Source organism: Oceanobacillus sp. NCCP-135 (assembly GCF_059698015.1).
Window position 1 is genome coordinate 47802 of record NZ_BAAKSZ010000022.1, and the last position, 9411, is coordinate 57212.

Consider the following 9411-nt stretch of genomic DNA (forward strand, 5'->3'; position numbering starts at 1 on the left):
GTAACTAAATTATAAATGTAACGACTTTATTCCCAATCAACACTATGATTCAAAGTCATTTTCCAACTTCGATTCATTGACTTTAAATGAATGAATTCTTTTCCTTTCTTTTTCTGTTTTCTTTTCTGCATACTCCCTGAACTCTGCGACATCTTGTGTCGACAAGAAATAAATATACCTTTCCTTCTCTTCTTTCTCAATAATCAATGGGGCTATATCATTTTTTAACAACAAATAATTCATCATTAATCTTCCTGTTCGACCATTCCCATCCGCAAATGGATGAATACGTTCAAACAAAATATGACTTTCACAAACCAGTTGAATGATTTCTTCTTTTGAGGTTGCTATGTCCATTCTATAATTTATATTATCCAACCATTGCTTCATGGCTAGAGGTGTTTCACTTGGTTTTGTTGTATCGAAATCCGTTCCTTTAATATAGTTCACTTCTGTTTTAAATTTTCCTCTTTCATGATGTAGACGATCCATCAATAAAGAGTGTGTTTCCATTAAAATATCCAGTGTGAAATCTTTTTGTAATGTCTCAGGATCAAGCAAATATTCCATTGCGTACCGGTGATTATCAATTTCATATAATTCACGTAAAGAAACTTTATTCGGTACGGTATGATGGAGAATAATTGACACGGTTTCAGGTAAGCTAATTGTGTTGTTTTCTATTGCACTCGAATGGTGTGTCATTCGAACAAGTAAATCATCCATATATTCTTTCGGCAGCTTCATTTTGTAACCTCCCCATTTTCATATTATCTTATGGAACAGTATACCACGCTACTTATGACTTTATCACCCTGTTATTTCATTATAGGAGCTCTTATTCCAATCAAATTGAGGTTTTTTGCTGGAATAAAGTGTATATTTACAGTAATAAAAGACGAGATTATATTGTACCTTATGGCAGTAGCGTCTTTAATATAATCTTATAAAGTCTAAAATAACCAATCTTCATGAAAATTTTCATATAATATCTCGTTTCTCAATGAATTTTAATATATTAATTGAAACATTGAAAAATAAGGTCCATTTCCCTGTTTAAATAGAAATAATATTCAATTTCTTTTATAATAAGTAAGAGGGGGGTAGTAATAAAAAAAATATTGGAAAAATCATAGAATACTATAGATTAGAATCGAATATGACACAATCAGAACTTTCGAAAGGCATTATTTCCATTTCCCACTTATCTAAAATTGAGAACAGCAAAATCATTCCCACCGAAGAAACAATTAGGTTGCTTAATGAGAGATTGAAAATTGAGAACAAATTAGATGAAGATGCTAAGATAACAAAATTAATTCAAGAATGGTTTAAATATTTATTAGAGGGGGATAAACAAAAATCTAGTAAACTTTTTAATAGTATATTTATTGAAAATAAACCCATTGTAAGTGGGCAGCCAGTAAATTTAATTGAAATCCACAAACTACGCTATTTTATAATAATAAGTAAACACAAGAAAGCTGCAGAACAATATAAATACCTCCAGAAAATATCTAGAAACTTCACAGAGTTGGAGAATTATTATTGGTTGAAGTTCTCTGGTAATTATTACTTCTCCCAGTTAATATATAAAGATGCTTTAAATTCTTTTCAAAACGCTGAAAGATATTTAAATAGGAATATAGAAGTTTCTACAGAAGAATTTAATGACCTGTTTTATGCTATTTCATTAGCAGCTAGTAAATTAAGAAGAGTACATATTACATTGGTGTACTCTAATAAAGCACTGATTTATTACCAGAATAAATACAATTTAAAAAGGTGTGCAGAGTGTCATATATTGCTTGGAATATCATATCAAAGGATAAATGAGTTCGATAAAGCAATGGAAAACTATGAACTTGCATCCACAATAGCAAGTGGTATAAATGATAAAGATATACTTAGTTTATGTTACCAAAATTTAGGTAAGTTAAACTCTTTAAGGAGTAATTCGAATAAAGCAATTGAATATTTTAGTAAAAGTTTTCAGCAACGATTAAATAAACCGGCTATCAAAAAAATAGTACCAGTATCCAGCTTGATGAAAGAGTATTATCATTCAAATGATTTAGCCAATGCTAATAAATGGCTGCTAGAAGGTCTTTACTTAATTGACACATTGAATCAATCGGATTCCGTCTATATCTACGAATTTAAAGTATTTAATTATTTGATTAATGGTACTGATAACTCCATAGAGCCATTAATAATCAAAAAGATATTACCTTTTTTAAAGGAAAAGCAACTGGATTATGAAAAAGTTTATTATTTAAAAATTCTCGCTGCTTATTATTTTAATAATAGAAAATACAAGTTATCTGCTATTTACTACAATTATGCACATGATGTCTTATCAAAAATATATTAATAATAGGGGTGTCCATTATGAAGAAAATTATTTTTGCTATGTTTTTATCATTACTCTTATTTAGTTATGCCTTTTCTTATGTACAGTTAACTGTTGAGAACATGAAGATAGAAAACCAAATCATTCTCGCAAACGAAGAGGAGCCAGATCCGTTTGATAATGAAGAAGAGCCAGAACCATTTAGTTTTGATAATGGCTTTATCTAAACAGTAAAATTATATATATTTAAACATGTATGTCAATTTCGTTATCAGATCCATCATAGGTTTATTCTAAAATTACTGACAAATTTGTATGGAGTTTTGTATCAAGTGGGAAAGACAGGTACGATCTCCATACTTTTATTTTACTTATCTAGGATCTTTACTTTCTTTAAGCAATGGGTGTGCACATAAGTTCTTTTATAAGTGAGAAATTTATTTCAATAAGTGAAGGGGGCAAATTATTTTCTATGATATTAATACATTATAAGATCTAAATAAAAATATGGAAAGGATGGATTTCTGTGTTTAAGAGGTTTCCTCTATAATTACTTTTTTTACTAATTATTTTATCTGCTTGTAATCAGCATGAAACCATTAACTTTTCTGATAAAAGTACTAATTGGTCTATTAATTATGAGGCATTTGCTGAAGATGGAAAAATTAAAGATGGAAATTTTGTAATAAAATATATTGGTGAAGGAGACCCCCCTAATAGTAATGTAAAGTACGACATTGAACAAGGTATTGGACATATGGATGGTAACATGCAATTGGATAAGGATGGCTTATTAAAAATTAATAATCCAGTTTGTGATTATTGTAGCATTGAGGATATAAAAGTTATTATTACAATGGATGGTGAATCAGAAGAGTTAAATTTAGAAGAGATTGATTAATAGCTTTTAATTGAGAAAAAGGACGAAACGGAGATTTATTCCTCCGATTCGTCCTTTTATTAAACTATAAATTGATTTGCGGAACGCCTCTTATGGGATTTAATAGGAAAAAATCGACCTTTTATCATCAATTAGGTCGATTTTCTTTTTATTTGCCGCTAATGCATAAGTTTGTTTAATTGATCAATAAGCTTTATCTTCTTCCAAATTTTCCTTAATGACCTGAAGATTTCCCTAATCTAAGCCCCTCTTGACGATTCCTTCTGACCGGTTCACGCTAATGAAAATTTATATCAAATGGATGAAGATACAGGATATCCAGAAGACGATGAAGATTATCTCCAAGAATAAAAGGAAAATTTCTGACAAAAGGGCATAAAACTTTAGCACAATTCAAAAAAGGGAACGAATTTTAAAGATATTAAAATATGTTTCCTTCTACTTTTATTTTAATTTCAACATTAATATATGCATTTAATTTTTACTAACTACTCTTTTTTATCAAGGTTCCTTACATTTGAAAAGTCTTCTTCTTCGCTAAACTCTGTGCCATAGTTTAAATTTCTAGTTGGATTGGAATTAGCTCTATAAGTACTTCCTTCATCCATTGGGTCAAATAATAAGGTTAAGCAATATAAACCACTAATTCCGACAAGAGCATATACCACTCTTGAAAGTCCAGCTTCTTGACCACCAAATATGGAAGCAACTAAATCAAATTGGAAAAATCCGATAAGTCCCCAGTTAATTGCACCAATGATAACTAAAGCAAGTGCGATCTTTTTTAAAGTATTCATATATTTTTCACCTCCAAAACTCTCCTTGGATATTAGATTCATTCTTTATCTTTTGACATAGTGATATCATTCATACACAATTAATAAAAATAGTTTAATTTCGAGCGGAATAATTGGATTAAAATAGAAAGAAGTCAGGTGAAATAATAGTTATTAATCACATCTTTAAACCTAGCGAGGTTGAATATAATACCATTCATAATCCACCTGTTCTATTGAATTTGCTATTGTGGTGATCAAATAAAAAACAGGAATATTGCTGTATAGGGATTATTAGACTATGCATCAAAATTCAAGTTAATGTATAACAAAAAGACCTGAATCAAAGGTTATTTTTGTACCTTGCGATTCAGGTCTTCTAAAACATTGGTTATATAATTTATCTACGTCTGTTTATGAGTTAATAAATTTTATCGTTGTATTTGTATCATTCTGCTAACAGCACTGATCCATTCCCAATAAAACAAATTGTGATCCATTTGGAGTCTCATCATTGTCTAGTGTTAATCCTTCTAGCGAATCCTTTACATCTTTATCAATAGCTACTTTTATTCCATTGATTTCTTCAATAATGTCATTCTCTTCCGGTTCATCCAAAGATATTCCTAACTGCGGTCCACAACAGCCTGCTCCCATAGCGTAGAAGCGAATCCCTTCACCACCTTTTTCTTCAAAAATCATTTGTAAATTTTGCTTTGCCTTTTCCGTTATATTCATTTCATATTCCTCCCAATTCATTTCATAAACACTTATGACTGAGTAATCTTACTATCATTGTCTAGAGTAACTTCCTTTGTCCACGGAATAAGCGCACATCGTTCAGCCAATTCATTTTCCACCATATCAATCCATTGTTTTTCGCTTGAAGCCCTTGCCTTTAAAACTTTATCATCCGTTCCTGTTGCAGATAAACTTCGATTAATGATCCACCATTTTGGAACAATTTGAGCACGTTTAAGATCTTCTTGTAAACGGGTTGATTCAAATACAGGAGTAGCTTCTGCTAACGTTACAATCACCACTCCTGTTTCTTCTGGATTACGAAGACGAGGTAATAATGTTTTCACACTTTCTGGCGTTCTACCCGTAGAGCGACTCATTTCCTTATGATAAGCCTCAGATGAATCGAGTAATAACAGTGTATGACCGGTTGGCGCTGTGTCAATAACAACTATTTCATTTTCTGACCTTGCCACTACATCTGCGAAAGCACGGAATACTGCAATTTCTTCTGTGCATGGGGATTCTAAATCCTCTTTTAAATATGCTAACGCATCTTCGCTTAATTCCCCTGCCGCAGAAATAACTTCTTGCTTGTAATTTTCAACTTCCATTTCCGGATCAATATTGCTGATTGATAAATTTTCATTTATAGCATTATTTTTGAACATGTAATCAAGATGAGATGCTGGATCAGTAGTTGTTAGATGAACCTTATGTCCCTTTTTCGAAAGTCCCACAGCAATGGCTGAGGCAACGGATGTTTTTCCTACACCGCCCTTGCCCATTGTGAAAATAACTCTTGTATTTCTATCCGAGAAATCATCGATAACGTCACGTAACTGGGACAATTGATTCCATACAATATCTTCACTGTAATTTTCGTTAGCAATAAATGGATTACCATTAACAAGCTGTCGCAGGCTATCAAAATCTGTAAGAGAATATGGAACATACGGTAATGACAATGTGTTGATTTCCTTTAACTTATTTGGTAGTTGACTTAACGCATCTTGCTGACTTTCATAAAATGCAGTAGCAACTTCATCATTTGAATCATGTGAAAGTAGGAGTCCATTAATGATCAGCATTTGATTTTGTATTCCAACTTCTCTCAATTCGAAAGATGCCCGATTTGCCTCAATGAGTGTTGATTCTTCTGGTCTTGCAACTAACATAAGCGTTGTTTTTTCGGAATCAGAGAGAGCCTGAACTGCTTTTGAGTACATATTCTTCTTATCTCCCAGACCTGAGAGTGGACCCAAACAAGATGCGCCATGAGTGCTTTCATTCAAAAAGCCACTCCAGGCAGTAGGAAGCGATAAGAGTCTTAGTGTATGACCAGTTGGAGCTGTGTCAAACAATACACGATCAAATTGATTTAAAATTGATTCATCAGCTAGTAAATGAGAAAATTCATCAAATGCCGCAATTTCTACCGTACAAGCACCAGAAAGTTGTTCTTCCATTTGGTTCACGACAGTATCTGGAAGTTTACCTCGATACGGTTCAACCGTTTTCTCTCGATAGGATCTTGCAGCTTCTTCCGGGTCAATGTTGCTAGCGAATAAGTTTTTTACTCCGGGAATTTCTATCGGATTGTTAGATAGCTCCAAGCCGAATACATCCTGTAAATTTGATGCTGGATCAGTACTGACCAGAAGCACTTTATACCCTTTATCTGCCAGAGAAACCGCCGTTGCACATGCTGTGGAGGTTTTTCCTACACCACCTTTACCCGTAAAGAATAAAACTGGTGTTTTTACATGTTGTGTCGGATTAAATAATGGATACATATCAGTTCCTCCTCGTTAATCAAATTTGACAGATACACGAACTCGAGGTTTAAGTGTAAGTTCATCCATTTTCATTTCAAACCATTCTGCAAAATCTTCGTTCGCCGGATATGTCCCCACTCTTACTACCTCATTATCTAAAAGTGTTATTGGTAATGCATCTGCTCCCTTTTCATGAAGTACTTGATTAACCTTTTCATTATCTGAAAAAGCTGCTGGATCATTTGCCAGATTATAGCGTGTAATATCTACGCCTTTTTGTTCCAATGAATAAACAGTTGATGCTAATCTTGTCAAATCAGGATCAACACTTGGTCCACAAACTCCTGTGGAACAACACATTGCCGGATCAAAAATTTCAACTTTTTTCATGTCTATACAACTCCTTATTAACAGATAACTATATGCTTATATTAAAGGTTATAAAAAAGCTGTGAGTCTTCTCATGGCTTTCCTATAACTATGCTCCAGTTTCTGCAAAACGTTTGATACGTTCACCAATTTCATCACGAACGCGCCGAAATACTTCCCATTTTTCCTCTTCAGTACCTTCTGCCTTTGCTGGATCATCAAATCCCCAGTGCTCTCGCTTCACATGAGGTGGTGTCATTGGACATTTATCAGCAGCATCTCCGCAAAGCGTAACAGCCAAAGTTGCGCTGTTCAAGAATTCTGTATCAATGATTTCTGATTTCTGATTAGATATATCAATATTCACTTCATTCATTGCTTTTACAGCTTTAGGATTTAAACCATGTGCTTCAATTCCAGCACTTCTGACTTCCCATTCATCTCCGAGATATTTTTTGGCCCAACCTTCTGCCATTTGGCTACGGCAAGAGTTCCCAGTACATAAAAAGTAAATTGTGTTTTTAGACATAATGACGCTCCTTTTCATTTTATTTTTTTCACTAGTTCAAACTAAAAGAGTAGTAGTGTCAGGTATAAACCAAATAAAGTGATTAACAGAATGGGAATAGTTATAATAATACCTGTTTTAAAATACCTTCCCCATGATATTTTTACTCCCTTTTTCGATAATACATGAAGCCATAATAAGGTTGCCAGCGATCCGATCGGAGTAATCTTTGGACCCAAATCCGATCCAATTACGTTCGCATAAACTAATCCTTCACGAATAACACCAGTTGTATCTGTTTCAGCTATCGCAATAGCATCAATCATAACGGTCGGCATATTATTCATAATCGATGAAAGAATTGCTGCAATGAATCCCATGGCTACCGTTGCAATAAATAATCCCTGTTCTGCGGCCACCTGAATAAGATCTGCCAACAGGTTGGTTAGTCCCGCATTACGAAGGCCGAAGACCACCACATACATTCCAATGGAGAAAAACACGATATTCCATGGTGCATCTTTTATTACTGTCGTTGTATTGACTGCTTTACTATTTCTTGCCATCAAAATGAAGAAAATGGCAATAACTCCAGCCACAATGGATACAGGTACCTGGATAAACTCACTTGCAAAGTAGCCAATGACCAGCACCCCAAGCACATACCAGGATAGTTTGAACATTTTCTGATCCCGAATTGCTTCTTTCGGTTCCTTTAATTTAGACAAATCATACGTTTTAGGGATACTTTTTCTGAAATAGATCAACAAGACAATAATCGTTGCAGCTAGCGAGAATAAGTTTGGAATAATCATTCGTGATGCATATTCCACAAATCCGATAGTAAAGAAGTCTGCTGAAACAATATTAACCAGGTTACTTACTACAAACGGAAGTGAGGTTGTATCCGCAATAAACCCACTTGCCATAATAAAGGGAAAAACCATCTTTTCCGCAAAATTTAAGTTTCGTACCATGGCGAGTACAATTGGTGTTAGAATCAATGCGGCTCCATCATTTGCAAAGAACGCCGCAACCACTGCACCGAGGAGACTGATATAAACAAACATCTTTATACCATTCCCTTTTGCAATCCGTGCCATATGCAGAGAAGCCCATTCAAAGAAGCCAATTTCATCTAATATTAAAGAAATAAGGATGATGGCTACAAATGCTAATGTAGCATTCCATACAATACCGGTCACTTCTGCTACATCACCAAAATCAACTACACCGACAATCAATGCGAGTATTGCACCCCCGACCGCTGACCAACCGATTGATAATCCTCTAGGCTGCCAAATTACTAAAATCAGCGTAACGAGGAAAATGAGTACTGCTAAAATAACCATTAATGACAATATTTAAACCTCCAATTAACAACACGTAATTCGTGTTCCTTGATCTTCTAATTCTTTTAATTTATGATCTTGACTTGATAATTGGTCAAGAATTTGTAGAACAAATGGATAATATTCATTATTTTTGTTAATGGAGTAAAAAATCCATTGCCCTCTTCTTTCTTCTCTCACTAATCCAACATCTCTCAATTTTCGTAGATGTTGACTAATAGATGGTTGACTAACTTTAAAAATCTCAACAAATTCACAAACACAACAATCGTGGCTATCAAGAATTTTCATCATAGTCAACCGAGTTTTATCACCTAACAATTTCAAAATAATTGCTGCTTTATCCATTTCAATTGCTACTTTCAGCATAATAAAACACTCCTTTTCTATATGTATATTAGTATATAATAATTCACTTATATATTCAATAAAAAAGAACAGTTTACTGTGTTAAAATAATTCATAGTTATAATGCAGGATTATTAAAATGAAGATAGAAAGCTTTATGTTCTATATTATTGAAGTTGCATAAATAAGAACTTGATTTGTCAAGCATTTTTATTAGAGAGCTTTTTGCGATGTGCCACTTTTTTAGTTTTACGAGCAAAAAAATAAAGGTTTTATTTTTTTTGA

The 9411-nt window shown here is 33.4% G+C and carries 11 protein-coding genes; 3 read left to right on the plus strand and 8 right to left on the minus strand.

What is annotated here, in order from left to right; genetic code table 11:
• Window positions 1-42: 42 nt before the first annotated feature.
• A complete protein-coding gene (locus tag AC6HVZ_RS14830) occupies window positions 43-747 on the minus strand; it encodes a Fic family protein (RefSeq protein WP_497558953.1) in 705 nt (234 codons plus the stop codon).
• Window positions 748-1132: 385 nt separating this feature from the next.
• Between AC6HVZ_RS14830 and AC6HVZ_RS14835 the strand changes: the two genes are divergently transcribed.
• The 3 genes from AC6HVZ_RS14835 (at window position 1133) to AC6HVZ_RS14845 (ending at window position 3254) form a co-directional block, all read left to right on the plus strand.
• Complete coding sequence (locus tag AC6HVZ_RS14835; protein WP_497558964.1) at window positions 1133-2374, plus strand: helix-turn-helix domain-containing protein; 1242 nt, start codon at window positions 1133-1135, stop codon at window positions 2372-2374.
• A 17-nt stretch (window positions 2375-2391) separates the two neighbouring features.
• Window positions 2392-2580 carry a hypothetical protein gene (locus AC6HVZ_RS14840; protein ID WP_497558954.1) on the plus strand — a complete coding sequence of 63 codons (189 nt, stop codon included), beginning with the start codon at window positions 2392-2394 and terminating at the stop codon, window positions 2578-2580.
• Window positions 2581-3110: 530 nt separating this feature from the next.
• Window positions 3111-3254 carry a hypothetical protein gene (locus AC6HVZ_RS14845; RefSeq protein ID WP_497558955.1) on the plus strand — a complete coding sequence of 48 codons (144 nt, stop codon included), beginning with the start codon at window positions 3111-3113 and terminating at the stop codon, window positions 3252-3254.
• Window positions 3255-3742: 488 nt separating this feature from the next.
• Here AC6HVZ_RS14845 and AC6HVZ_RS14850 read toward each other — a convergent pair whose 3' ends face one another.
• From AC6HVZ_RS14850 to AC6HVZ_RS14880, 7 genes are all read right to left on the minus strand, one after another.
• Window positions 3743-4051, minus strand: coding sequence for a DUF378 domain-containing protein (locus AC6HVZ_RS14850; RefSeq protein WP_497558956.1), 309 nt, complete (start codon window positions 4049-4051; stop codon window positions 3743-3745).
• 435 nt (window positions 4052-4486) lie between these two features.
• Window positions 4487-4768, minus strand: coding sequence for a HesB/IscA family protein (locus AC6HVZ_RS14855; protein WP_497558957.1), 282 nt, complete (start codon window positions 4766-4768; stop codon window positions 4487-4489).
• 32 nt (window positions 4769-4800) lie between these two features.
• A complete protein-coding gene (gene arsA / locus AC6HVZ_RS14860) occupies window positions 4801-6567 on the minus strand; it encodes an arsenical pump-driving ATPase (protein ID WP_497558958.1) in 1767 nt (588 codons plus the stop codon).
• Between the two features lie 15 nt (window positions 6568-6582).
• Complete coding sequence (arsD, locus tag AC6HVZ_RS14865) at window positions 6583-6939, minus strand: arsenite efflux transporter metallochaperone ArsD (RefSeq protein WP_497558959.1); 357 nt, start codon at window positions 6937-6939, stop codon at window positions 6583-6585.
• 88 nt (window positions 6940-7027) lie between these two features.
• The gene (arsC, locus tag AC6HVZ_RS14870; RefSeq protein WP_497558960.1) at window positions 7028-7447 is read right to left on the minus strand and encodes an arsenate reductase (thioredoxin); all 420 of its coding nucleotides are present in this window, start codon (window positions 7445-7447) and stop codon (window positions 7028-7030) included.
• 41 nt (window positions 7448-7488) lie between these two features.
• Window positions 7489-8778, minus strand: a complete 1290-nt coding sequence (locus AC6HVZ_RS14875; RefSeq protein WP_497558965.1) for an arsenic transporter — start codon at window positions 8776-8778, stop codon at window positions 7489-7491.
• A 24-nt stretch (window positions 8779-8802) separates the two neighbouring features.
• Window positions 8803-9147, minus strand: a complete 345-nt coding sequence (locus AC6HVZ_RS14880) for an ArsR/SmtB family transcription factor (RefSeq protein ID WP_497558961.1) — start codon at window positions 9145-9147, stop codon at window positions 8803-8805.
• Between the last annotated feature and the right edge of the window lie 264 nt (window positions 9148-9411).

What these genes read in the sequence shown, in the direction of transcription:
- AC6HVZ_RS14830 (WP_497558953.1), bottom strand. Translation starts at nt 747, where the DNA reads ATGAAGCTGCCGAAAGAATATATGGATGATTTACTTGTTCGAATGACA.
- AC6HVZ_RS14840 (WP_497558954.1), top strand. Translation starts at nt 2,392, where the DNA reads ATGAAGAAAATTATTTTTGCTATGTTTTTATCATTACTCTTATTTAGT.
- AC6HVZ_RS14845 (WP_497558955.1), top strand. Translation starts at nt 3,111, where the DNA reads ATGGATGGTAACATGCAATTGGATAAGGATGGCTTATTAAAAATTAAT.
- AC6HVZ_RS14850 (WP_497558956.1), bottom strand. Translation starts at nt 4,051, where the DNA reads ATGAATACTTTAAAAAAGATCGCACTTGCTTTAGTTATCATTGGTGCA.
- AC6HVZ_RS14855 (WP_497558957.1), bottom strand. Translation starts at nt 4,768, where the DNA reads ATGAATATAACGGAAAAGGCAAAGCAAAATTTACAAATGATTTTTGAA.
- arsA (WP_497558958.1), bottom strand. Translation starts at nt 6,567, where the DNA reads ATGTATCCATTATTTAATCCGACACAACATGTAAAAACACCAGTTTTA.
- arsD (WP_497558959.1), bottom strand. Translation starts at nt 6,939, where the DNA reads ATGAAAAAAGTTGAAATTTTTGATCCGGCAATGTGTTGTTCCACAGGA.
- arsC (WP_497558960.1), bottom strand. Translation starts at nt 7,447, where the DNA reads ATGTCTAAAAACACAATTTACTTTTTATGTACTGGGAACTCTTGCCGT.
- AC6HVZ_RS14875 (WP_497558965.1), bottom strand. Translation starts at nt 8,778, where the DNA reads ATGGTTATTTTAGCAGTACTCATTTTCCTCGTTACGCTGATTTTAGTA.
- AC6HVZ_RS14880 (WP_497558961.1), bottom strand. Translation starts at nt 9,147, where the DNA reads ATGCTGAAAGTAGCAATTGAAATGGATAAAGCAGCAATTATTTTGAAA.